Annotated in this window: 21 protein-coding genes; 14 read left to right on the forward strand and 7 right to left on the reverse strand. The window is 61.8% G+C overall.

The window, feature by feature from the left end; genetic code table 11:
* Positions 1-89 precede the first annotated feature (89 nt).
* From BX592_RS01420 to BX592_RS01440, 5 genes are all read left to right on the forward strand, one after another.
* Entirely contained in the window at positions 90-839 is a 750-nt protein-coding gene (locus BX592_RS01420) for a DNA/RNA non-specific endonuclease (RefSeq protein ID WP_134189849.1), read from the forward strand.
* A complete protein-coding gene (locus BX592_RS01425) occupies positions 832-1,089 on the forward strand; it encodes a hypothetical protein (protein ID WP_134189850.1) in 258 nt (85 codons plus the stop codon). The genes BX592_RS01420 and BX592_RS01425 overlap by 8 nt, the downstream gene beginning before the upstream one ends.
* A 48-nt stretch (positions 1,090-1,137) precedes the next feature.
* Entirely contained in the window at positions 1,138-1,677 is a 540-nt protein-coding gene (locus BX592_RS01430; protein ID WP_134189851.1) for an Mpo1 family 2-hydroxy fatty acid dioxygenase, read from the forward strand.
* A gap of 155 nt (positions 1,678-1,832) precedes the next feature.
* Complete coding sequence (locus tag BX592_RS01435; protein WP_134189852.1) at positions 1,833-3,215, forward strand: hypothetical protein; 1,383 nt, start codon at positions 1,833-1,835, stop codon at positions 3,213-3,215.
* 138 nt (positions 3,216-3,353) lie between these two features.
* Positions 3,354-6,059, forward strand: coding sequence for a hypothetical protein (locus BX592_RS01440; protein WP_134189853.1), 2,706 nt, complete (start codon positions 3,354-3,356; stop codon positions 6,057-6,059).
* A gap of 15 nt (positions 6,060-6,074) precedes the next feature.
* Here BX592_RS01440 and rarD read toward each other — a convergent pair whose 3' ends face one another.
* The gene (gene rarD / locus BX592_RS01445) at positions 6,075-6,971 is read right to left on the reverse strand and encodes an EamA family transporter RarD (RefSeq protein ID WP_134189854.1); all 897 of its coding nucleotides are present in this window, start codon (positions 6,969-6,971) and stop codon (positions 6,075-6,077) included.
* A gap of 513 nt (positions 6,972-7,484) precedes the next feature.
* On the opposite strand from rarD, the gene egtD reads away from it, so the two are divergent.
* Complete coding sequence (egtD, locus tag BX592_RS01450) at positions 7,485-8,462, forward strand: L-histidine N(alpha)-methyltransferase (protein ID WP_134189855.1); 978 nt, start codon at positions 7,485-7,487, stop codon at positions 8,460-8,462.
* Between the two features lie 83 nt (positions 8,463-8,545).
* On the opposite strand, the gene BX592_RS01455 is transcribed toward egtD, so the two are convergent.
* Positions 8,546-8,842, reverse strand: a complete 297-nt coding sequence (locus BX592_RS01455) for an acylphosphatase (RefSeq protein WP_134189856.1) — start codon at positions 8,840-8,842, stop codon at positions 8,546-8,548.
* A gap of 177 nt (positions 8,843-9,019) precedes the next feature.
* On the opposite strand from BX592_RS01455, the gene hpnA reads away from it, so the two are divergent.
* Positions 9,020-10,030 carry a hopanoid-associated sugar epimerase gene (gene hpnA / locus BX592_RS01460; RefSeq protein WP_134189857.1) on the forward strand — a complete coding sequence of 337 codons (1,011 nt, stop codon included), beginning with the start codon at positions 9,020-9,022 and terminating at the stop codon, positions 10,028-10,030.
* A gap of 148 nt (positions 10,031-10,178) precedes the next feature.
* A complete protein-coding gene (locus BX592_RS01465) occupies positions 10,179-10,730 on the forward strand; it encodes a hypothetical protein (protein WP_134189858.1) in 552 nt (183 codons plus the stop codon).
* A gap of 55 nt (positions 10,731-10,785) precedes the next feature.
* Here the strand turns inward: BX592_RS01465 and BX592_RS01470 are convergent, their stop codons facing one another.
* Positions 10,786-11,562: a transglycosylase SLT domain-containing protein gene (locus BX592_RS01470; RefSeq protein WP_243849235.1), complete on the reverse strand. Its 777-nt coding sequence runs from the start codon at positions 11,560-11,562 to the stop codon at positions 10,786-10,788.
* Between the two features lie 13 nt (positions 11,563-11,575).
* Positions 11,576-12,751, reverse strand: a complete 1,176-nt coding sequence (locus BX592_RS01475) for a glycosyltransferase (protein ID WP_134189859.1) — start codon at positions 12,749-12,751, stop codon at positions 11,576-11,578.
* 440 nt (positions 12,752-13,191) lie between these two features.
* Between BX592_RS01475 and ispH the strand changes: the two genes are divergently transcribed.
* Both ispH and hpnH read left to right on the forward strand, forming a co-directional pair.
* Positions 13,192-14,136: a 4-hydroxy-3-methylbut-2-enyl diphosphate reductase gene (gene ispH / locus BX592_RS01480; protein ID WP_134189860.1), complete on the forward strand. Its 945-nt coding sequence runs from the start codon at positions 13,192-13,194 to the stop codon at positions 14,134-14,136.
* Between the two features lie 10 nt (positions 14,137-14,146).
* Positions 14,147-15,301: an adenosyl-hopene transferase HpnH gene (hpnH, locus tag BX592_RS01485; RefSeq protein ID WP_134189861.1), complete on the forward strand. Its 1,155-nt coding sequence runs from the start codon at positions 14,147-14,149 to the stop codon at positions 15,299-15,301.
* 152 nt (positions 15,302-15,453) lie between these two features.
* Here the strand turns inward: hpnH and BX592_RS01490 are convergent, their stop codons facing one another.
* Positions 15,454-15,660 (reverse strand): YbdD/YjiX family protein, encoded by a 207-nt coding sequence (locus BX592_RS01490; protein WP_134189862.1) that lies wholly within the window; start codon positions 15,658-15,660, stop codon positions 15,454-15,456.
* 14 nt (positions 15,661-15,674) lie between these two features.
* Positions 15,675-17,750: a carbon starvation CstA family protein gene (locus BX592_RS01495; RefSeq protein ID WP_134189863.1), complete on the reverse strand. Its 2,076-nt coding sequence runs from the start codon at positions 17,748-17,750 to the stop codon at positions 15,675-15,677.
* 177 nt (positions 17,751-17,927) lie between these two features.
* On the opposite strand from BX592_RS01495, the gene BX592_RS01500 reads away from it, so the two are divergent.
* Positions 17,928-19,376, forward strand: coding sequence for a cache domain-containing protein (locus tag BX592_RS01500; RefSeq protein ID WP_134189864.1), 1,449 nt, complete (start codon positions 17,928-17,930; stop codon positions 19,374-19,376).
* Positions 19,373-20,020, forward strand: coding sequence for a response regulator (locus BX592_RS01505; RefSeq protein ID WP_134189865.1), 648 nt, complete (start codon positions 19,373-19,375; stop codon positions 20,018-20,020). Before BX592_RS01500 ends, BX592_RS01505 begins: the two co-directional genes overlap by 4 nt.
* A 65-nt stretch (positions 20,021-20,085) precedes the next feature.
* Here BX592_RS01505 and BX592_RS01510 read toward each other — a convergent pair whose 3' ends face one another.
* Positions 20,086-20,691, reverse strand: a complete 606-nt coding sequence (locus tag BX592_RS01510) for an MlaC/ttg2D family ABC transporter substrate-binding protein (protein WP_134190006.1) — start codon at positions 20,689-20,691, stop codon at positions 20,086-20,088.
* A gap of 190 nt (positions 20,692-20,881) precedes the next feature.
* Here BX592_RS01510 and hpnN point away from each other — a divergent pair, with 190 nt between their 5' ends.
* Both hpnN and BX592_RS01520 read left to right on the forward strand, forming a co-directional pair.
* Positions 20,882-23,512, forward strand: coding sequence for a hopanoid transporter HpnN (gene hpnN, locus BX592_RS01515; RefSeq protein WP_134189866.1), 2,631 nt, complete (start codon positions 20,882-20,884; stop codon positions 23,510-23,512).
* Positions 23,509-24,459 (forward strand): MlaA family lipoprotein, encoded by a 951-nt coding sequence (locus tag BX592_RS01520; protein ID WP_134189867.1) that lies wholly within the window; start codon positions 23,509-23,511, stop codon positions 24,457-24,459. Before hpnN ends, BX592_RS01520 begins: the two co-directional genes overlap by 4 nt.
* Positions 24,460-24,580 lie beyond the last annotated feature (121 nt).

Below are 24,580 nucleotides of genomic sequence, written 5' to 3' on the forward strand. Positions count from 1 at the left end.
CGATCGCGCCACGCGCGACGCTATACTTGCGCACCTTGCGGCTTCTGCCAATCCCTTTTCACCTCCCGCCTCCGCCTCGTTCCCGATTTATGAAGAAGTGGCTTCTCTGCTTACTGACCGTTGTGGCAGTACATGCGTCAGCCGCGCCGTCCTGCCCGGAATTCACACCCGGCGGCCAATGGCCGGTGCTGACCAACACGAAAATGGCGCCGAAAACGCGGCTGCTGTGTTACGCGGATTTCGCACTTTTGCATTCCGGCATCACGCATGGCCCGCTGTGGTCCGCCGAGCATCTGACGCGCGATCATATCGAAGCCGCCAAAGACATGACACGCACGAACCGCTTCTTCGAAGAGTCGCGCCTTCCTGGCGGCGAAGGCGCAACGCTCGCGGACTACAAACGCAGCGGTTTCGATCGTGGCCATATGAGCGCCGCCGGCAACCGCTGGAATAAGGAAGCGATGGCGGAATCGTTCTCGCTCGCGAACGTTATTCCGCAGAATCGTGAGAACAACGAACGCTTGTGGGCGCGCATCGAAAGCGCGGTACGCAAACTCGCGATGAAGTACGACGACACGTATGTCGTCACGGGTCCGATGTTCGTCGGGCAGCAGCTGCAAACCATCGGGCCAAACCATGTGTTCGTCCCAACCCGGTTATTCAAGGTGGTTTACGTGCCGTCGAAGCGGCTCGCATTCGCTGTCGTCGTGGACAATGTCGCGACAAGTCGCTACAACATCGAAACAGTACATGAACTCGAAGCCGCCAGCGGGATCCGTTTTCCAGGCATTCCGGAAAACGTGAAAGACCAGCGGCCAGGAGGGCTGAAAGGTGTTTAACGCATATTCCAACGATGCCGACGTGCTCAACATTCAGGGCGATGCGCTCAGCGTGACGAACGGTACTACGCGAGTGATCATCAACGGCACGCTTGAACTGACGAAGGACAAACGCGGCCTGAAGGCGGCGCTCGCACTCAAGCAGGCAGTCGACAATGTCGTGGCCGCACTGCAGGCGCAAGCGGATCTGCCTGAACGGATCAAGGATGAACCCGACGCAAAGCCGGGAATCGTCGACAATCCGTTCTAGCGGAGCGCGTTCCCCAACCGCAATGCGCATTGACGGGGAGACACATCGATGAAAACGCTGACCGATCAGCTCGCACAGTATGCGGCCTACCATCGTGACCGACGCAACGTCACGACGCATTTTGTGGGTATCCCGATGATCGTGCTCGCGTTGAGCGTGCTGCTCGGTCGGCCAGCGTCGACATTCGGCATGCTGCCGTTCACGGTGTCGCCCGCGTGGGCGTTGTTCGTGGCCGGCACGATTTACTACATCGTGCTCGATACGGCTCTCGGCATCATGATGGCGGTCGTGTCCGCGGTCTGCATTGTGTTCGGGCAATGGATTGCCGCGCAGTCGACAGCCGTCTGGCTCGCAACGGGTATCGGCCTGTTTGGCGTCGGCTGGATCGTCCAGTTCTTCGGGCATGTGGCTTTTGAGCATCGGAAGCCGGCATTCGTCGACGATCTGATCGGCCTGATGATCGGGCCGCTATTTCTGTTGACCGAAGCGCTGCTTGGCGCCGGATGGCGACCCGAACTACGTGCGTCGATCGAGCAGCGGATTGAAACGGCGCAATTGCACGGGCAAAGTGGCGTTGATCGCGAATGACGCCGCAACGTCGGCGCGCGTGGACTGAGGCCCGATCCGAACCCTGCTGGCCGATAACCGATCATCACGTTATCCATAAAGCATATTTACGCATGACCGGAGCAGCTAATTTTCGCGTTTAATTGATCGTGCCTTCAACACAAAGTCAATTAGACATGCAAACAAATACACGCCCCACCGGTGGAAATTCCACGCAATTCGATGATGTTAAAGACGGTCGTACCCACACATCCGGGCAGCCGATTGCACAGGAAAGTCCAAAGCGAGCGTTCTCGCAACCGAAAGAACAATTCGGGCAACCCAACGCCAGCGCCGCACCCGCAAAAGCCCGCCGTCCGTCCACTGCCCATCTGCTCACCGCTCATTCCGCCGCCGGAGAAGCGGGTTCTGCGGCCGCAACCGGCCCCGGAACGGAAAACCAGCCAGTCTGGAATAAATCACCCGCGGACACGCAGAAAGACCTTGCTCAAGCTGCACAGACCGCCAAAGACAGAATCGACGCGGACGTAGCCAAGGTTTGGCAGGGGCAGATAAAGGACATCCGGGCCTGGCGCGAAAAAAACGTAGGAAATGAAGGCGCAGAAGACATAGCAAGGCAGCTTTTCAAGGATTCCGAGGCCTACATGCTCCTCGCGCAGGATGCACAATCGCGAAAAGACAACATCGACGCCCAGGTGAAAGCGTTCCAGCCCAATCTGGACGCCAATGCAGCCGCTGTCGCTAGTAACAGCGGCAACTCTGACAAAACCGGCGAATTGATGAAAGAACGCCAAACGAATCTCGAGAACGCCATTGCCGACATCGACGATCAGGCCAACCTTTTCTCGACACTATCGGACAAAACGGTGAACAACATGCGCGTCGGCACCGATAAACAGCCGGAACGCGACTTCGTTTCGAAAAGACGCCAGAAACGGGATGCAAATGACGGTTCAGCCTCACACGCGCTAGCAAATATCGAGCAGACGGCGCAGCAAATCCAGCGATCGGCGTCGAGTGTTGCTGCGGCAGAACACGCCGCACAGACCAATGAGATGCCAAGGATCGACAATCACCGTGAACGAGAGGTTGCGTATTGCAAGGAATTGATCGAAACCGCTAGAGGACTGAATGGTCAGTTACAAAATCTGTCGGAAAACGAAACAACATTGAAGCTTCTTGGCAATAAAAGCTGGAATGTGCCGGGCGCCGCTCAATCACTCACCGCGGCAAACGTGGTTGGTCTCGGACTGTCGGTCAAAAAGTTTGCGGATGAGGTTTCCGACTATAAAGAAAAATCACGCCAAGGTTCTTTGACAAATGACGACAGATTCAAAATGGCACAGTCATCGATGCATCTGATCGGTTCAATGGCGCCGTATATCCCGGCAATAGGCCCGGTTCTCACGCCATTCCTAACCGTCGCCAATATGACGCTCGATCTGATCGGCGAAAACAAGCATACGCCGGTACAAAATGTTTATAGTCAGATGCAGTCACAATCGACTCGTTCGATCTTCAGCCGCAACTACTCATCTATCTCAGCGCCGCGTTTATAAAGTTGCGGGGGCAACCAAATCCGCATGCGTCGGTCGCGGAGTTCGGTCGCGCATACTCAGGCAACACCCCAGTCACCTTTGCTCCTGGTCTAATCGTCCCGGTAGTCCTGGCAACACCATAACGGGAGACATGCGCTTATGCTGGTCAATTCACACTCCATCGATCCACGCTCGCACGCCGAGGACGGTAACCAGCCCGACACGAAGCAAGCGGCTCGACAGCAAGACAATGGTAATGCCGGTCGTACAACGAATCGCATGCCCGCCGCTGCGAACGGCAAGCCGGCGTCTCGCGCAAGGAACGGTTCTACGCTAGCGCCCCGGAAAGCGGTGACGCATGGTTTAAACAGGTCGATGGCAACTGATGCAGACCACACCACGCTGCTCAACAACGTGAAGCAGATGCTTGCAACGTCACAGATCGATGCGTGGAACCGTGTGAGCGACTGCATACGCGGGTCAGTCGAATATGACCTCGGCCATGACCGGCGCTCGCTTGACAAGTCAGCGGAAGCTGTACGCACCGCGGAGCGCGAGTTCAACGACGCCGAGCATCAAATGACGACCGGCGCCGACCCGTTCTCGGGCCTTCCTTGGCCCGCGGACTATGCGAAATACGAAAACGCGAAGCAGCAGCTCGCTCATGCGAAACAGGCGTACGACGACGAGGAGAAGTCATGGAACGAAGCTAGCCACAAGCATCTTTCCAACGTACACCCCTATGTGCCGGACTCGTTCACGCTCGATGCGGATAACCGGCTCACCCGGGGTAACGTCGATAAAAGCGCGGATTGGGTCGTGTCGGCAACCGACGCGCGCGAACTCTCGTTGAAGGCGGCGCAATATGCGAGAGACAAGATCGACCTGCTGTTAGGAAAAGCATGGGAACAGTCAGTTCTCGATTTGCGTGCGTGGCGCGAGCAGAACATCGGCAAGATCGATGCCGAAACTATCTCCAGACAGCTAAACAAGACGGCTGAAACCCACCTTCTGCTCGAACAGGATGCCGCTCTGAAGAAGAGCATCATTGACACGCGAGTCAAGAACTTCAACGATGCGCTGGATAAAAATCAGGCTGCCGTCATCACCAGGTTGCCGGCGAGCGGCTCCGCCGATAAAAGCGAAATTGTCGGCTTGCTGCGCGAGCGCAAGGGCGCTCTGGAAAACGCAATATCCGACGCCAACGATCAGGTCAAGCTCGCCTGCGCATTGATGACAGCGACGGTTAACGACAGTCGGCTTGCCACGCCCCGATCAGTCGATCCGCCGTACACATCGAGCGGCAAGTATCAGGGAAGCCCTGACGACTACGCGGGAAGACTGTCGTTCTACGACACCAGTACAGGCAAAGACGTGCTGGTCGGTACGAAGGATCTCGGCGTCACGACACTATCCGCATCCAGACAGGACACGGCACGAACGCCTCCGCCCGACTTCATCGCGCCACCACCGCTAACACCCGCGGGAACGCACCTGAAACTGGCCTATTCCTACGAAAGGCTGGCCTCGGAAAGCTACCCGCAGCAAAACAGCATCGTCTTCACGACACAGCAGACACACCCACAAACACAGGCCGAAAAGGACTTCGTGAAGTACGGCGGACCGACGGCAGCCTTGGTGAGAGCAGGAGAATACGGCTACGTCCGCTTCAACAACTCACAACTCGTCAAGGAGAAGTTGCCGACGCTGTCCCAACGCCAGAAACCGATGTTGCCGTTCCATCAGCCGATCCCGGCCGCGGTGCAATTCGCAACGAGGGGGGTGTCGATCGCATCAGACTTTACTCGCGGCGCGATGTACGTTGATTCCGCCGCCAGAAAATTGGCCCAGGGAGAAGACCCGACGCTCGACTATGTCGCGGCCGGCGCTGCATTGGCGCAAGGAACGATCGATTCATCGATCGGCTTGTATGTCGACGCCGCGCTCGTATCCGCAAGTCAGTACAAGGCAGATCACCCGCAGGCAAAGCTGCCAGGTAAGGTCGGGCAATCACGCGGCGGTGCGGAGTCGGTACGGGGAATCAGCTACGAGTACCGGCCTGACGGCAGCCTCGCGGCCTCAGAACGGATCGACCCAGATACCGGGGAACTGCAACAGCATGCGCCACTTCGCGACGAATTCGCGGTGCGAGATGTCACTGGAGATGCAACGCCGTCGACCTCGGGCACGACATCGCCGGCTTCATCTGTTGAGAACATCCGCCCCGTCGCCACACCGATAGCCGACATCGAAGTTCAGACTGGGATCGACGAATCCGCTCGCCGGATCGTTCAGTCTGCCGGGCGCGTGGCGCAAGCTTATCAACCGCTCAGCACACGTGGCGTGCCGTGGGTCAATACGAGCCGCGCAAGGTTAAATGCGCTGGCGACGGAACTCCAGGAGAACGCCAATCAGTTAAAAAGCTCTTTTCAAAAGTTTTCGTTCAACGTCGAACTCAACCGGGCCAACGTATGGGGAGGTAAAAACTGGTCGATTCCTGGGGGTGTCAAGTTGATGGGCTACGCAAGTGCGGGCCTGCTCGTTCCAGCCTTGGCCGAATACGGGATCAAGCTTTCCAGTTACATCGAGAAAGCGAAGCAAGGAAAAGGCAGCACAGCCGCCGATGCCGAACTTGCCGCGTCGACGATCAATACAGCGGCGATGATCACCCCGTACATTCCCGCGGTTGGGCCGGTGGTGACACCCTTTCTGCTGCTGACGGGCATTGTCGCGAACGCGGTTGCGGGTTCACTCGACAAAACGCCCGTCGAAAAGGTCGCCGCGCAGTTGCGATCACAAACGGCTCACCCGCTTGCCAATCTGGGTGGCTACGATCCGATCGTGCGACCTGCGCCACCCACATGAACACGTGGCAGCCTTCTAACGCATCTGCAGCCGGATCAGCCGCGCGCCATGCAATGCGGTCAACGCGACAGCAAGCCAGATCGGCACATACGTCGCGAGCTGGGCAGTAGACAGGTGTTCGCCAAGCAATGTCACCGACACCAGCACGAGCAGCACCGGCTCGACATATCCGAGAATGCCGAAGAGCGCCATCGGCAACAGCCGGCTCGCCTTCAGATACGATCCGAGCGCAACCGTGCTCAGCAGTCCGAGGCCCGGCAGCCACAGTAGCCACATATCGAACCGGCCGGCCAGCAGGTTCAACGAGCCGCCGGTTGCAACCATCACGGCCGCGACCGGGAATAGCAGCGTCATTTCGACGGCGAACGCGGTCAGCGAGTCCGCGTTGATCTTGCGACGCAAGACGAAGTACGGTGGGTAGCCGAGCGCGACAAGCACGGTCGGCCATGAAAACGCGCCGGTCACCCACAACTCGTGCGCGACACCGAGCGCCGCGCAACCGACCGCCGCCCATTGCAGCAAGTCGAGCCGCTCGCGATAGTAGAAGCGCCCGGTCAGTACCATCGTCAGCGGCAGCAGGAAATAGCCGAGCGACACTTCGAGCATGCGTCCATGCAGCGGCGCCCACAAGAACACCCACAGCTGTACGCCCAGCAATGCCGCACTGACGATCAGCGCGAGCGCCGTCCAGCGCTCGGTTACCGCGCGTGTCACTAGCGTGCGCAGTTCGGGCAGACGCGAGCGCAATGCAATCAGCGCCAGCGCACCGGGCGCAGTCCACAGCACACGCCACGCAAAAATATCGAGCCCGCTTAAAGGCGCCAGCAACGTCGCGTAGACCGACAGCAATGCGAAGAGCGCAGATGCGCTAACCGACAATGCGATGCCGCGCCCAGGCTGGTAGGTGCTCATCGAGCCAAAGTCCATTCGGGAACAGGACGTGCAATCCTGCCGCACGCCGATCGGCGATGTGCAACCTGATGTGCAACCTGTTGTACCGCGGCCATATAGTTGTTCATGCAAGCGATTGTTTCGAAGGTGCGGATAATGATCGACAGAGGTGTCAGGCGAGGGCATCCATTGCCGGCCAAGCCGGCATTCTAGACGCCTCGTCTATCCGATGGGTAGCAACCGGCATACGAATGGGTGCGTGCATGATTTCGCACATTGGAGTAGAACGTAACCTTCACGCCTTTCACGGTCCATTCACGTCGGGACACATCGACGTAACCCGTAAGCGCGATTCTTGCTTGACACGGTGTCTTCGCCGCCGTGGATGCTGAACGCAATGCCTTTTTAATTGCACGTCAAGCCGCGGCTATGCCCGCCTATCGTGCGCGACGATCATCGCATCGCTCGTGCGCGCGAACCCCAATGACCGGCAGCATTGCAGGCCGCCGCCGGACGACACAACATGGAGCGAACATGACCCAGCCAGCCCTATCGCACGACGTCTCTCCCGAATTCGCCGACGCCGTGCGAGCCGGCCTGACCCATGCGCCACAACGGGAGCTGCCGTCGATGTATCTGTACGACGAAGTCGGCTCCGCACTCTTTGAAGTGATTACCGCACTACCCGAATATGGCGTCACGCGCGCCGAAGAGCGATTGCTAACGCGGCATGCGGGCGATATCGTCGCGCACGTGCCGCACAATGCGATCGTCGCGGAGCTCGGCAGCGGCAGCGGCCGCAAGACGCGGCGCATTCTGGAAGCTTTATGCAAGAAACGCCCAACGACGTCGACCACCTATTCGCCAATTGAAATTTCGCGCACCGCTTTGCAATTATGTCGCCGTGAGCTCGGCGATCTCGAGCGCCTTTCGATCGTCGGTTACGAGCGCGACTATCTCGCCGGGCTCGCCGAAGTCAGCAAGCGCCGCTCGCGCGACGAACCGCTACTGGTGCTGTTTCTCGGCAGCACGATTGGCAACTTCGGCCGGCTCGCGGCCACACGCTTTCTGCGCGACATCCGCGGCATGCTGATGCCCGGCGATGCGCTGCTGCTCGGCACCGACCTCGAAAAGCCGGTGCCCGTGCTGATCTCCGCCTACGACGATCCGATTGGCGTCACCGCAGCCTTCAATCTGAACTTGCTCGCGCGTATCAATCGCGAACTGGGCGGCACATTCGATCTCGATGCGTTCGAGCATGTTGCGCGATTCAATCCGGATGCGCGCAGCGTCGAGATGCATTTGCGTGCAAAGCGCCGCGTCACGGCACAGGTGCGCGCAGCGCAGTTGAACGTGACGCTCGAAGCCGGCGAAACGATCTGGACCGAGAGCAGCCACAAGTACCGCGTCAGCGAAATCGAAGCCATCGCACACGATGCAGGCTTCGCATGCCGGCAACAGTGGGTCGAGGAGGATTGGGGTTTTGCGGAGAGCTTGCTGGTCGCGCGGTGACATCAGCGTGAGACGGCGTTGCCGGCGCGGGCCGTATTCGCACCGCGCGACGCCACATTACGCCGCACGCAGTTGCACTGGCGTCAATGCTGCTCGAAACGCTCGTATCGCTTGTCCGTCATGCGCTCTTCGCCGGTCACTTCGGTCACACGCGCGGCGGGCGGACCATGCCGAAGCCACGTGAGCATCCGGTCGACCTGGTTCGCGGGTCCTTGCAACAGCGCTTCAACCGAACCGTCGTCGAGATTGGCCACCCAGCCCTTGATACCGAGCGCGTGCGCCTCGCGCACCGTCGCCAGGCGAAAGCCCACGCCTTGCACCACGCCTCTGACGCGCGCGTAGTACGTTTCGATTCGCGAATCGAGATCTGTGCTGGTCATGCTCTCTTCTCCTGTGTGTCCTTAAAGCCGTCCTTCAAGCGGGCATTCTAGTCGCGTCGCAGACCGAATGCCCGCACACGCAACATCGATCCCCGTCGCGCGACATGCCGGCAACCGCCACGCGACATCTCCGCCCACGTACAATCCGACAACTGTCAAGCGGGGAACCACAGAGGAATGACTGATCAGAATCGCGATCTCATGCTCGTCACCGGCGCATCGGGCTTCGTCGGCTCGGCGGTGGCGCGCATCGCGCAACAGAAAGGCTTCGCGGTGCGCGTGCTGGTGCGCGCGACCAGTCCGCGCCGCAATATCGAGGCGCTCGACGCGGAAGTGGCGGTCGGCGATATGCGCGACGAAGCATCGATGCGCGCTGCGTTGCGCGGCGTACGCTACCTGATGCATGTCGCGGCCGATTATCGGCTGTGGGCGCCCGACCCAAGCGAGATCGAGCGCGCGAACCTCGAAGGCACCGAAGCGACGATGCGCGCCGCGCTGAAAGAGGGCGTCGAGCGCATCGTCTATACGAGCAGCGTCGCGACGCTGAAGGTGACGGGCTCCGGGCAGTCCGTCGACGAAACCGCGCCGATGACGCCGCAGCAGGCGGTCGGTGTCTATAAACGCAGCAAGGTGCTCGCGGAGCGCGCGGTCGAACGGATGGTCGCAAACGACGGCTTGCCGGCGGTGATCGTCAATCCGTCGACGCCGATCGGCCCGCGCGACGTGAAGCCGACGCCGACCGGGCGCATCATCGTCGAAGCGGCGACCGGCAAGATACCAGCGTTCGTCGATACGGGCCTGAACCTCGTGCATGTCGACGATGTCGCCGCCGGGCATTTTCTCGCACTCGAGCGCGGCAAGATCGGCGAACGCTATATTCTCGGCGGCGAGAATCTGCCGCTGCAGACGATGCTCGCCGACATCGCGGCGCTGTCGAATCGCAAGCCGCCGACCATCAGTCTGCCGCGTTGGCCGCTCTACCCGCTCGCGCTTGGCGCCGAAGCCGTCGCGAAGGTGACGAAGCGCGAACCGTTCGTGACTGTCGACGCGCTGAAGATGTCGAAGAACAAGATGTACTTCACGTCGGCGAAAGCGCAGCGCGAACTGGGCTACCACGCGCGACCGTATCGCGAAGGGCTAAAGGATGCGCTCGACTGGTTTCGCGAGGCGGGGTATCTGAACCGGTGAAGCGCACGCGGCAAGCGCGCGGTTTCACAGCGGCGCGCACGATGGGTCCACGCGCGCGCTGCATTTTGTTACAACGTCGGCCGCTGCGGCCGAGCGTAAAAGGACTATCCGAAAGGTAAAATCGCGGGTCTTCTCAGAGAACCGTCGCATGAACCTTCAGGAACAGATCGGCGCGCTCGAAGCGAGCGTCGATGATCTCATTCACGCCGCCGCGGCATCGGTCGCTGCGGCATCCACCACGTCGGCATCGGCCGGCACGTCAGCGGCCACCGCGTCATCCGCGCAAACGGACGCGCATGCGGACCCGGTCGCCAGCGGCGACGTCGACAGCAGCCGCACCGACGCCCATCGAGACACGCAACCGCAACCCGCTGACAAACCCACGCTGCACATCGAGCGGCCAAGCCAGAACGAAATCGCGATGACCATCGGCGGCCAGACAGTACTGCTGCATCCGTTGCAGGTCGGCCAGCTCATCGAGGAACTGTCGAATGCGCGCGCGTCGATGCAGCCGGAAGCGCCAGCCAATCTGCCTGCGGGCTGGCGTTTCGTTTCGACGAAAAATCCGATGATGGCCGTGCAGAAGCAGTCGAATGGCGACCGCCTGCTGGTGATGCGTCACACTGGCCACGGATGGGTGCCGTTCACGTTTTCGCCGGATATGGTGATTCAGATGTACATGATGCTGACGCAGGCGTGACGGCTGTAAGACTAAGTCCCGACACGGCAGCGGTAGGCCGGCGTCGGCTGCACGTTTAACGCAGCAGCGGCAACAGCACGCCCGGCAGAGGCATCGCCTGCGGTGCTGTCGGGTCGGACGCGCTTTCCGTCAGGTCGGCCGTCGGGCCCGGCCACGCGATGGGCCGAATGCAGAACGTCGTCCAACGCGCGTCGCAGGCGTCGGCCCGGATGCTCGGCGATGTCACCGCGGTCCCGTCTTGCGGCTCGACGACCGGCGCGAACGTCCTCGCCCGCAGACTCACCATATCGGCATAAGCCTTTGAACCACCGTAGCTCTTCAGCGCCGCGTTCAGGTCGCCGCCCGCGGACTTCGCGTAGCCGTACAGGATCGCCGACCCTATTTCGATATTGGTGACGGGTTCCGTCAGATCTTTCACGTTCTTCAGCAACGGCCGATGCGCGCTCGGCACCACCTGCATCAGACCGGTTGCGCCATTACGGCCTTTGGCCTTTTCCTTGAAGCGCGATTCGATCGAAATGATTGCGAGCAGCAGCGCCGGCGGCAGAGCGTATTTTTCCGACGCAACGCGGACCGCGTTCGAGATCTGCACCGCCTTTTCTTTCGCGACGCCGAACTTCTTCGCGAGATAGTCCGAAACATGGTCACTGGTCGCGTGGACGCTGTCCGGCGACGGGTTGCTCGCGGCGGTGAGGTCCGCGGCCAATGCCGACGTGGCGACGTCGCTCTGCGTCCGCGCGTTACCGCTTTGCTGGGCCCATGCAATCTGCATCAAACCGAGCCACAGTGCGCCGATGCAAAGCAGGCGGCGCCAGGTGGTCGATGCAGTCATGAGCATGCGTGTCCTATCGTTCCTGCGCCGGCGCCTGGACGCGGGCCTTCCACTGCCCGCCCTTGCCCCGCCAGTACCGCACCGCCGACCCGATCGTCGCGCTCACGTAGAACAGCGCGATGAGCGGCAGAAACGGCGCCCAGAACGGCGAACGGCCGTAGTAACGCAGCATCGGCGCATACGCGCAGCACATCGCGCCCCATGCGAGCCACGCCGGCCAGCCAAGCGGACCGAGCGTCAGTGCGACCACCGGCGGCACCATATAAATGATCACCATGCCGGCCACCGTGCCAACCAGCAGCCACGCCGAGTAGTGCAGTTGCGTGAACGCGGTGCGCGCGATCATGTTCCAGATTTCCTGCCAGTCGTCATAGGGTCGCAACGACAGGCTACGCGCGGCCACGTCCAGCCGGATCGGGTGACGGCCTTCGCCGCGATGCTTGATGCGCGCGGCAAGCGTGCAATCGTCGATCAGCGCGTCACGGATCGACTCGATGCCGCCAGCCTCCTCGAGCGCGCTACGACGCACGAGCATGCAACCGCCCGCGGCAGCCGCGGTGCGATTGCGCGGATTATTGACCCACGAAAACGGATACAGCTTCGCGAAAAAAAACACGAACGCCGGGATCAGCGCTTTTTCCCAGAACGAATCGCAGCGCAAACGGACCATCAGCGACACGAGATCCCGCTTTTCGGCATCGGCACGCGCGACGAGTTGCGCGACGGCATCGGCTGGATGGCCGATATCCGCATCGGTGAGCAACAGGTAGTCGGACGGCAGACCGTGCGCCCGGACCGCCTCGATGCCCTGCGATTGCGCCCACACCTTGCCCGACCAGCCCGCCGGCAACGGCTTGGCGAGCACCACGGTCAAACGGTCCGGGCATTGAAGCTGGAGCGCGGCGGCGCGTGCGGCGTCCGCGGTGCCGTCGGTGCTGTGATCGTCGACCACCACGACGTGAAACGCGCCCGCGTAGTCCTGCTTGAGCAGGGACGTCAGCGCGGCACCAATCACGTCGGCTTCATTGCGCGCTGGAACGACCGCGACGACGGCCGGCCACGCGTCGCGTGCATCTGTCGCGAGCGGCACGGCCGGACGCGCGCGCCAGAACCCGCCGCGCGCAAACAGCAGCACGCACCAGATCAGAAGCGACAGACAACTGAGGATGAACAGCACCGCCGCGCTCATGCGAGGGCCTCTTCGCCGGGTGATCGCCTGGCCGCACGAATGACCGGAATGGCCGGCACTCGCCGCCTCACGCCGGACTCACACGTGGCCGCCGACTGCGGCGCGTTTGCAACAGGACAATGATCGTAATGGTGGACTTCCATCCAGCGAGCCTCTAGATTCCACATTCAGCAAGCGGCGTCACAGTAGCTCCGGCCGCGCGGGCCCATAGTTTAAAGGTTGCGTGCCGCCTGCGCATCGAGTCATTTTTGCCGCGCCGCGCCGCCGCCCGAAAGGGCGTGGAGGCAAACGGGCCACGTTAGCGTTAGAATGCGCGTTTGGTCTTCAACCTGTGGCTTTTTGTCGGTTTTAAGACGTCAACTAATAATGGACGCGGCGATCGAGTCGTTTTTACCGATTTCATCGTCAAAGACCCCGCGTCAGTCGGAGTTCGCCAGCATATGCGAGTCATCCTTGCTCAACCCCGCGGCTTTTGTGCGGGCGTTGTACGCGCGATCGAAATCGTCGACCGCGCGTTGCAGCAACACGGCGCACCCGTGTACGTGCGCCATGAAATCGTCCACAACAGGCATGTGGTCGATAACCTGCGCAGAAAGGGCGCTCGCTTCGTCGAAGAACTCGATGAAGTGCCCGAAGGCGCGGTCGCCATTTTCAGCGCGCACGGCGTCGCGCAAAGCGTCGAACGCGCGGCGGAACAGCGCGGCCTCGACGTGCTCGACGCAACCTGCCCGCTTGTCACGAAAGTGCATGTGCAGGGCCGCCAGTACGTCGCCGCGGGCCGCACGCTGATTCTGATCGGCCACGCCGGGCATCCGGAAGTCGAGGGCACGATCGGCCAGATTCCGGGCAAGGTTTTGCTGGTCCAAAGCGAAGCCGAAGTTGCAAAACTCGATCTGCCCATCGGTACGCCCCTGGCGTACGTTACGCAGACGACGCTGTCGGTCGATGACACCCGTGGCATTATCGATGCGCTGTTGAACCGCTTTACCGACATCGTCGGACCGGATACGCGCGATATCTGCTACGCGACGCAAAACCGGCAGGCGGCGGTCCGCGAGTTGAGCAGCCAGGTCGACGTGCTGCTGGTGGTCGGCGCGACCAACAGTTCGAACTCGAACCGGTTGCGCGAAATCGGTAGCGAAACCGGTGTGCCGAGCTACCTGGTCGCCGACGGTACGGAAGTCAAGCCGGAATGGTTCGCGAATGCGCAAACCGTCGGCATCACGGCCGGCGCATCGGCGCCGGAAGAAATGGTCGAACACGTGATTAATGCGCTGCGCGCGTTGAGCCCCGTCGAAGTCACGACAATGGCGGGCCGTGAAGAGAAAGTTGAATTCAAGTTGCCGTCGAAACTGACGCAACCACTCGCTGCACGCGAAGTTTAAGGAGAACGTCTTGTCTATTCCGCTGCTACAGAAAGTTCGGGTGGGCGCCTACATCATGCGCCAGCACCTGTCGGGGAATAAGCGCTATCCGCTCGCACTGATGCTCGAACCGCTGTTTCGTTGCAACCTTGCCTGCAATGGCTGCGGCAAGATCGACTACCCGGATCCGATTTTGAATCAGCGGCTGTCGCTGGCTGAATGCCTCGAAGCTGTCGACGAGTGCGGTGCGCCCGTCGTGTCGATCGCGGGCGGCGAGCCGCTGCTGCATAAGGAAATGCCGCAAATCGTCAAGGGCATCATGGCGCGCAAGAAGTTCGTGTACCTCTGCACGAACGCGCTGCTGATGGAAAAGAAAATGGACGACTACGAGCCGAATCCGTATTTCGTCTGGTCCGTGCACCTCGACGGTGACAAGGACATGCATGACCATTCCGTGTCGCAGGAAGGGGTGTACGAGAAGGCCGTCGCCGCGATTCGCGAAGCGAAACGCCGCGGTTTTCGCGTCAACATCAATTGCACGCTGTTCAACGACGCGGTGCCTGAGCGCGTCGCCGCGTTTTTCGATACGTTGAAGCCGCTGGGCGTCGATGGCATCACCGTGTCGCCGGGTTACGCGTACGAGCGCGCACCGGATCAACAGCACTTCCTGAACCGCGAAAAGACCAAGCACCTGTTCCGCGAAATTTTCAAGCGCGGCAACAACGGCAAGAACTGGTCGTTCAGCCAGTCGGCGATGTTCCTCGACTTCCTCGCCGGTAATCAAACGTACAAGTGCACGCCGTGGGGCAACCCGGCGCGTACGGTGTTCGGCTGGCAGCGTCCGTGCTACCTAGTCGGCGAAGGTTATGCGAAGACCTTCAAGGAACTGATGGAAACCACCGATTGGGACCAGTACGGCACCGGCAACTACGAGAAGTGCGCGGACTGCATGGTCCACAGCGGCTTCGAAGCGACTGCGGTGGTGGATACCGTCACGCATCCGCTGAAGGCGCTGAAGGTCAGCATGAATGGCCCGAAGACCACCGGCGCGTTCGCGAAGGATATTCCGCTCGACAAGCAGCGTCCGGCAGAGTACGTGTTCTCGCGCCACGTCGAGATCAAGCTGGAAGAAATCAAGCGTACCGGCAAGGGCAAGAAGGTCGAGACGGCTGCCGCGATGAACTGATCGCGCACGGCGGTTTGCGGCCGCCAGCTTCAATTCATGCGGAGAGCAAAAAAAGCGCAACGGCTCACACCGTTGCGCTTTTTACATTTTGCGGCTTGGCTTGGCTTCGCTGCGTTGCCTCTGATGCAGCGTGACGCCCGCTCCCGTTCAGCTCAGCAGCACTTTCCCGCACCCGACCCATATCGCGCGTTTTGACGTTCGCGGAAAAACTCGTCGTAGGTCATCACCGGACGGTCGGGATGCGTGTCGCGCATATGCGCGACATAGGTGTCATAGTCCGGCAGGCCCACCATCAGGCGCAGCGTGTCGCCCAGATAGCGGCCTGCGGTCTTGAGGTCGTCGCGAAGATTCGAGAACATCGCGCACGCCTCGCTTAGTTCGCACCGCGCGCGCGAGTGGCCGGCATCGTGTCGAACGGCGCCTCCAGCACCGTCGGCCGATCGGCGCGGCGCGCGCGCAGCACCGCCAGCACGCCATACACCGCAATGCTAACGACCACGAGAATAAACAGGCCCGCGAGCGCCGCATCGACGTAGTCGTTGAACATCACGCGCTGCATCTGTGCGAGCGATTTAGCGGGCGCGACGATCTTGCCTTCATCCGCTGCCGCACGAAGCTTCGCCGCATGCGCAAGAAAGCCGATTTTCGGATTCGCGTCGAAAATCTTCTGCCAGCCCGCGGTCAACGTGCAGATCAGCAACCAGACGGTCGGCACCAGCGTGACCCATGCGTAACGCTCGCGCTTCATCTTGAAGAGGACCACCGTGCCGAGTACGAGTGCAATGCCGGCGAGCATCTGATTCGAGATACCGAACAGCGGCCACAACGTGTTGATGCCACCGAGCGGATCGACCACGCCCTGATACAGGAAGTAACCCCACGCCGCCACGCACAGCGCGGTTGCGATCAGATTGGCCGGCAGTGATTCCGTGCGCTTCAACGCCGGGTGAAATGTGCCCAGCAGATCCTGCAGCATGAAGCGGCCCGCACGCGTGCCGGCATCGACCGCGGTCAGAATGAACAACGCTTCGAACAGGATCGCGAAGTGATACCAGAACGCCATCATCGCCTGCCCGCCGATGACCTGATGAAGGATCTGCGCCATGCCGACCGCGAGCGTCGGCGCGCCGCCGGCACGCGCGACGATGGTTGTTTCACCGACTGCCTTCGCCGTTTCGGTCAGCATGTCCGGCGTCAGCAGGAAGCCCCATTGCGACACCGTCTGCGCGACCGCGTCCGGCGTCGTGCCGAGCACGGCCGCCGGCGCGTTCATCGCGAAGTAGATGCCGGGTTCGATCACCGAAGCAGCCACCAGCGCCATGATCGCGACGAACGATTCCATCAGCATCGCGCCGTAGCCGATAAAGCGCGCGTTGCGCTCGTTATCGAGCATCTTCGGCGTCGTACCCGACGAAATCAGCGAATGGAACCCGGACACCGCGCCACACGCGATCGTGATGAACAGGAACGGGAACAGATTGCCGGACCATACCGGGCCCGTGCCATCGACGAACTTCGTCAATGCCGGCATCTTCAGTTCCGGCGCGACCACCAGAATGCCGATTGCCAACCCGACGATTGTGCCGATCTTGAGGAACGTCGACAGATAGTCACGCGGTGCGAGCAGCAACCAGATCGGCAAAACCGACGCGACGAAGCCATAACCGATCAGAATCCATGTGAGTTGCGTGCCGCTGAACGTGAACCACGCGGCGAGTTCCGCCGAGTCATGCACCTGCTGGCCGAACACGATCGCCGCCATCAGCAGCACGAAGCCGATGATCGACACTTCACCGATGCGGCCGGGCCGGATAAAGCGCGTATAGATGCCCATGAACAGCGCGATCGGAATGGTCGCGGCAACCGTGAATGTGCCCCACGGCGAGTTCGTCAGTGCCTTCACGACGATCAGCGCGAGCACCGCGAGGATGATCACCATGATCAGGAACGCGCCGAACAGCGCGATCACACCCGGCACGGTGCCGAGTTCCATCTTGACCAGGTCGCCGAGGGAGCGGCCGTCGCGTCGCGCGGAGATAAACAGCACGACGAAATCCTGCACCGCACCCGCGAACACGACGCCGGCGAGAATCCATAGCATGCCGGGCGTATAACCCATCTGCGCGGCGAGCACAGGACCGACGAGCGGCCCGGCGCCGGCGATCGCAGCGAAATGGTGACCGAACAGCACGTATTTGTTGGTCGGCACATAGTCGAGGCCGTCGTTGTGCCGCACAGCGGGCGTGATGCGATCGCCGTCCAGTTGCAAGACCTTGTTCGCAATGAAGCGGCTATAAAAGCGATAGGCGATCAGATACACGCAAACCGCGGCAATCACGACCCACAGTGCGCTGACGCGTTCACCGTTTGCGAGTGCAATCGTGCCGAACGCGAACGCGCCGAGCAGCGCGACTGCCGTCCATACCAGGAATCCGGAAGCCCGATTCATGGAGTCTCCTGTTTAGTTATACGAATTCAATCAGTGAATGCGAGGAGCCGACGGACGATCGTATGTCTACCATGCTCCGGGCGTGTAGTATTCGCTTTCGCCCCCGGTGTCACAAGCGCACAACTACGTATGCGCGCTACGTATTACTACGTATGCCATCTGGCAGACTTTTCAGCGATGAATCTCAAAGCGAAGATATTCCTGCTCGCGATCGTGCCGTTCCTGGTGGCGATCGGCGGCATTGGAATCGGCGTGCGCCACCAGGCCACGATGCTCGCGCAAACCGAGCACGCCACGATGCAGGCCGCGTATCTCGCGAGCAAGGAAATCGAGTTGCGTCACTACGTCGATCTCGCGATGAGCGCGATCGCGCCGCTCTACGAAGCGGCCGGCGCGAATCCGGACGACGACGCGGCGTTGCGCAGCCGCGCGCTCGCGGTATTGGAAAAGCTGGAGTTCGGTCAGGATGGCTACTTTTTCGTCTACGACATGCACGGCCGCTCGCTGATGCATCCGCGCGAGCCCGATCTGGTTGGGCGCGATCTGTGGACGCTGCGCGATCCGGCCGGGTCGCTCACGATCCAGCAGCTGACCGCCGCCGCGGCGCAAGGCGGCGGCTATGTGCGATACGTATGGCATCGTCCGACGACCGGTAAGCTCGCGCCGAAGCTCGGCTATGTGGTGCCGCTCGAACGTTGGGGCTGGATGCTCGGCACAGGCATCTATCTGGACGACGTCGACACCACGCTGAGTCGCATCGATCAGCGCGCGTCGTCGAACATCGAGCGCACGATGATGTGGATCGGCGGCATCGCACTCGCGGGCCTGTGCGTGATCTCGCTATGCGCGCTGGTTCTGAACGTCAGCGAATATCGCAGCGCTGATGCGAAGCTCAGGCGCCTCGCACAACAGGTCGTCGCATCGCAGGAGAATGAACGCGCGCGGTTGTCGCGCGAGCTGCACGATGGCATCAGCCAGATGATGGTGTCGATCAAGCTGCTGCTCGAATCAGCGCTCGCGCGCTTCGAACGCAGCGACGTGCGCGAGCCGGCCGCGGAAGCCGCGTTATCCACTAGCCTGACGCGGCTCGCGGACACCCTGCGCGAGGTGCGGCGTATCTCGCACGCGTTACGGCCTTCGATGCTGGATGACCTTGGCCTCGCCGCCGCACTTGAACAACTCACGCGCGAACTGAGCGCTGAATCCGGCGTGACGATCGAATTCGCGCGACGCGGCCAGGCACAGGGAATGCTGCTGCCCGACGCGGTCAATACCGTCCTCTTCCGCATCGCGCAGGCAGCGTTGACGAATATCGTGCGGCACGCCCGCGCATCGAAGGCCCTACTCGCGCTCGACATCTCCGCGCAAACCATCGCGCTGACCATCGAAGACGACGGATGCGGCTTCGACGTCGAACGCGTGCAGGCTGACCCGTATGCCGGCGTCGGCTTGCGCAACATGCGCGAGCGGCTCGAAGCACTGGGCGGTGCGCTGTCACTCGCGTCGCAGCCGGGGCGCACGGTCGTGAAGGCCTCGGTACCGGTGCCTGCGGCCAGCACCCGTGCGCAAACATCAGCCGAGACATCCAGCGCAGGCGCACGGGTTACGCAGGAGGACCGACCATGAGCGATGCGTCGCCCGACACCGCCCGCCTGATCCTCGTCGACGATCATCCGCTCGTGCGCGACGGCCTGCGCGCCCGCCTCGAAGCCGTGCCGGGCTTCGCGGTGGTCGGCGAGGCGGGCAACGCCGACGAAGCGATCGCGCTTGCATCCGAACACCGGCCGGATCTCGTGCTGATGGATGTGGGCATGAACGGCATGAATGGCATCACGCTCGCCGGCATATTCCGCCAGCGTTTCCCGGATATCCGCGTACTGATGCTGTCGATGCACGACAACATCGAGTACGTCACGCAAGCGGTTCAGGCGGGCGCAAGCGGCTATGTGCTGAAAGACTCGCCCGCCACCGAGATCATCCGCGCGATTAGCGCGGTGCTGGGCGGGCAGACATTCTTCAGCGCGGGACTCGGCGTGCGAATGATCCACGCATCAGCTGCGCAATCGCCGCTTGCGCGTCTCACGCCTCGCGAACGGGACATTCTGGATGCGTTGGCCGAAGGTCTGTCGAGCAAACAGATTGCACAGCGCAATGGACTATCGGTGCGGACCGTCGAAACGCATCGGCTGAATCTGAAGCGCAAGCTGGATATCGACGGCCAGGCCGAGTTGATCAAGTTCGCCGTCGAGCATCGCAGCAAGAAAACGTGATGCAGCGCCCGGCCCGGTTCGGAAGAAAGAAGAAGGAAGCGCCGTGCAGAAACGATGCGGCGCAATCAAGCTGCGTTGCGCGCGTTGTGCTCGGTCAGGAACTTGATCAAACCATCGATGCCGCCTTTCGACAGCTGCTCCTGAAACTGCGTCTGGTAGACCTGGATCAGCCACGCGCCCAACATGTTGATGTCGTAGATCTTCCAGCCGCTGGGGGTTTTCTCCAACCGGTAGTCGATCTGATCGTCGCCGCCGCTGCTCAGCACATGGGAGGTCACGACAGCATCATTGCCACTGGCGCCGACGTTCGCGGGCAGAAAGCGGAACTTCACGTCCTGGCCGCGCAATTGCGATAAAGATGATGCATAAGTGCGTACCAGCAGTAACTGGAACTGCTCATATAACTGTTTCTGCTGGTCCGGCGTGGCGGTTTTCCACGCATTGCCAACCGCAATTCGCGTCGTACGCTGGAAGTTCGTCGCAGGCACGAAGTGCGATTCGACGACGGCGGTGATTTTATTCATATCGCCACCGCGTGCCTGAGGGTCGGCCTTCATTGCCTCGACCGTGCCCTGCACCGCGCTCTTCACGACAGCCTCAGGCGCGGTTTGTGCAATAGCCGCGGTGGACACGAAGGCAGCTGCCATAAAAACAGTCAGGTAACGTTTCATATGTGGATCGGTACGTTGAACAATGGGCGCCAGCACAGCAAGGCAGCGGGCGAAGGGCCAGTATAACGGCTTTGTCACATCGCTTTGACACGCATGCCCGTCCTTCGATCCGCCTACGGCCCAGGTTGCGTCGGTATACTTGAGCGCTCTTGCAGAAAATGCCATTCAATGACAGGGGCTCTGCGCCTACATGCTGAAGTCATCCATCGTCCGCCTAGCGGTCTTCTCTGTGCGCCGTCCGTTGCAGGTGATCGGCGTGTCGCTCGCGCTTGCCATCGCGAGCGGCTTTTACGTCGCCCACCACTTCAAGATCAACACGGATGTGAGCAAGCTCGTCGAGAACGACGAGAAGTGGGCTGCGCTCGACAACGCAATCGATCAGGCGTTTCCCGATCGCGGCGGCACGATCCTCGTCGTGGTCGAGGCGGGTGCGCCCGAATTTGCCGGCGCCGCCGCGGACGAACTCAGTGCCGCACTGCAAAAAGAAAAAAATGAGTTCGTACGGGTCACCGAGCCGGGCGGCGGGCCATTCTTCGAACGCAATGGTTTGCTGTTTCCATCGGTGAGCGACGTCGAATCGACCACCTCGCAGCTTGCGAAGGCACGGCCGCTGATCAATTCGCTCGCCCACGACCCCAGCCTCACCGGCCTCGCGAACACGCTCAATACCAGCCTTCAGCTGCCGCTGACGATCGGTCAGGTGAAGTTGAGCGACATGAGCCATCTGCTGTCGGAAAGCGCGAGCACGCTCGACCGCGTGCTCGCGGGTCAGCAGGCGGTCATGTCGTGGCGCGCGCTGGTCGACAAGAGCGAAGCGAAGCAGCCCGCGCGCGCATTCGTCACGGTCGTGCCGGTGGTCAACTATGGCGCGTTGCAAGCGGGCGCGCACGCATCGAACCAGATCCGCAAGACGGCCGCGTCGCTGAACCTCGAGCAGAAATACGGCGCACGGGTGCGCCTGACCGGCCAGCAGCCGCTCGCGGACGAAGAGTTCGCATCGGTGCGGGACGGTGCGGCCGTCAACGGCATCATCACGCTCGCGGTAGTCCTGTTCATTTTGTGGCTCGCGTTGCGCTCGGGCCGCATGATCGTCGCGGTGCTGATCACGCTCTTCGTCGGTCTGGCGATCACGGCCGCGATCGGCCTGATGATGGTCGGCGCGCTGAACATGATCTCGGTCGCGTTCATGGTGCTGTTCGTCGGGCTCGGTGTCGACTTCGGCGTTCAGTACGGCGTCAAATACCGCGAAGAGCGCCATCGTGACAACCGGCTCGCGGCCGCGCTCGTGAATACTGCGTACAGCATCGGCGTGCCGCTGACGCTCGCCGCGGTGGCCGTCGCCGAAAGCTTCTTTTCGTTTTTGCCGACCGCGTATCGCGGCGTATCGGAATTGGGAAAAATTGCGGGCGTCGGCATGTTCATCGCGTATTTCACGAACATGACCTTGCTGCCGGCCTTGCTGAAAGTGTTCAATCCGCCCGGCGAAGCGGGGTCTCCGGGCTTTAGCTTCCTCGCGCCCGTCGACGACTATCTCGACCGCAATCGCAAACCCGTACTGATCATCACGCTGGCCGTGATCATCGGCGCATTGCCACTGCTGGCGCGTCTGCATTTCGACTTCAACCCGCTGCATCTGAAGGATCCGCATACCGAATCGATGGCGACGCTGTTGTCGCTGAAAGATTCACCGGAAGCCGGCGTGAACAACGTTCGCGCGCTCGCGCCGAATCTCGCTGGCGCGGACGCGATTGCGGCGCGTCTGTCGAAACTGCCGGAAGTCGGCCGCACGACGACGCTCTCCACTTTCATTCCGCCCGATCAACCGCAAAAACTCGAACTGATCGCCGCCGCGGCGCAGCAATTACTGCCGGCACTCACGCAGACGCCCGCGCCGGCGGCAACCGACGCGGTGCGGGTCGACGCGTTAAAGCGCACCGCGAACCAGCTTTCGCTCGCCGCCGGCGACCACCCGGGCCCGGGAGCCGCTGAAGCACAGCATCTGTCGGCCGCGCTGGCCAAACTGGCCGCCGCCGATGCCGCGACCCGCGACCGTGCTGAAACCGCGATCTCCGAGCCGCTGCGGATCGCGCTGCGGCAACTCACGAACCTGCTGCAACCGTCGCCGATCACCGAGGCGACGCTGCCGCACGACATCGTGCGCGACTGGATCGCGCCGACCGGCCAGGCACTCGTCGAGATTTCGCCGAAGGTGCCGCCCGGCACCGACCCCGGCGACGACGTGATGCTGCGCCGCTTCGCTCAAGCAGTAAAAAACGCCGAGCCGGCGACGATCGGTGGCCCGATTTCGATCCTGCATTCGGCGAACGTCATCATTCTTTCGTTCGTGCAGGCGGCGTGCTGGGCGCTCGTCGCGATCACGACGCTGCTATGGATCGCGTTGCGGCGGTTCAGCGATGTGCTGCGCACGCTGATTCCTCTACTGGTGTCGGCCGTTGTCACGCTTGAGCTTTGCGTGGTGTTCGGCATGTCTCTTAACTTTGCGAATATCATCGCGCTACCGCTGATGCTCGGCGTCGGCGTCGCGTTCAAGATCTACTTTGTGATGGCATGGCGCCGCGGCGAAACCGGCCTGCTGCAATCCAGCCTCACGCACGCGGTGATCTTCAGTGCGGCGACCACCGCGACCGCGTTCGGCAGCCTGTGGCTGTCGCACCACCCCGGCACGTCGAGCATGGGCAAGCTGCTCGCGCTGTCGCTCTTCTGCACGTTGATCGGCGCTGTGGTATTTCAACCGGTACTGATGGGCAAACCGCGGGTGCGCCGCGTAACGACGAAGAAAAAACAAAGGATTGATGCATGAAAATGCGAACCGCCGCATTGGCGATGCTTGCCGCCGGCCTCATGAGCGCATGTGCGACGGGCCCGGACCGCAAGCCCGGGGACCCGCTCGAGCCGATGAACCGCGTGATCTTCAACGTCAACGACAAGGTTGACACGGCCGTCGCCGTGCCGATCGCGAAGGGCTACCAGAAGGTCACGCCGCAGCCGATTCGTCAGGCGATCAGCAACTTCTTTTCGAATATCGGCGATCTGGACAATCTGGCCAACAGCCTGCTGCAGTTGCATATCACCGAGGCGGCCGAGACGCTGATGCGCTTCACGATGAACACGGTGTTCGGCATCGGCGGCCTGCTCGACTTCGCGACGCCTGCCGGACTGCCGAAACACCGGCAGGACTTCGGCTTGACGCTCGGACGCTGGGGCGTGCCTTCTGGCCCGTATCTCGTGCTGCCGCTGTTCGGGCCGAGTTCGTTCCGCGACAGTATCGGCTTCGCAGTCGATTTCCGCTTCAATCCGATTCACTACCTGGATTGGGAGCCGCGCACGGCGTTGTATGGCGTGCAGTTCGTCAGCGTGCGTTCGGATCTGCTAGGCGCGACAAACCTGCTGCAACAGGCGGCACTCGACAAGTATTCGTTCGTGCGCGACGCGTACACGCAGCAGCGTCGCGCGCTGCTGCGCGGCGCGGGTGCGCCGGCGCAGGCACTGCCTGACTACGGCGATTCCGAAGACTCCGGTGCCGAGCCGGGCGCGCCGGCTTCGGGTGCCGCGCCGGCGGGCGTGCCGATGTACACCGATCCGGGTGCCGGGGGCGCGCCGGCAGGCGGCGGCAACGACTCCGCGCCGGCATTGCCGAATAACAGTGATCCGGATAGCTCGTCGGGTGGTAACAGCAAGGGCGGCGCGGCCGCGCCGGACTATTCCGATCCGGGCGAAGCAGCGCCGGCTACTGCGGCGCCGCAGTAGCGAGTGAGCTTTGGCTGGGCCGCTGCGCTGTCCTCGCGGCCGGCCTCTGCCCACCGCTGCATCGCCATTACGCGCCAGCCGGGGCCTCGCATGTGCCGGCGCCCAGGCGACCGCAACTCCG

The sequence above is a fragment of the Paraburkholderia rhizosphaerae genome (assembly GCF_004366595.1).
GTDB classification, from domain to species: Bacteria; Pseudomonadota; Gammaproteobacteria; order Burkholderiales; family Burkholderiaceae; genus Paraburkholderia; species Paraburkholderia rhizosphaerae.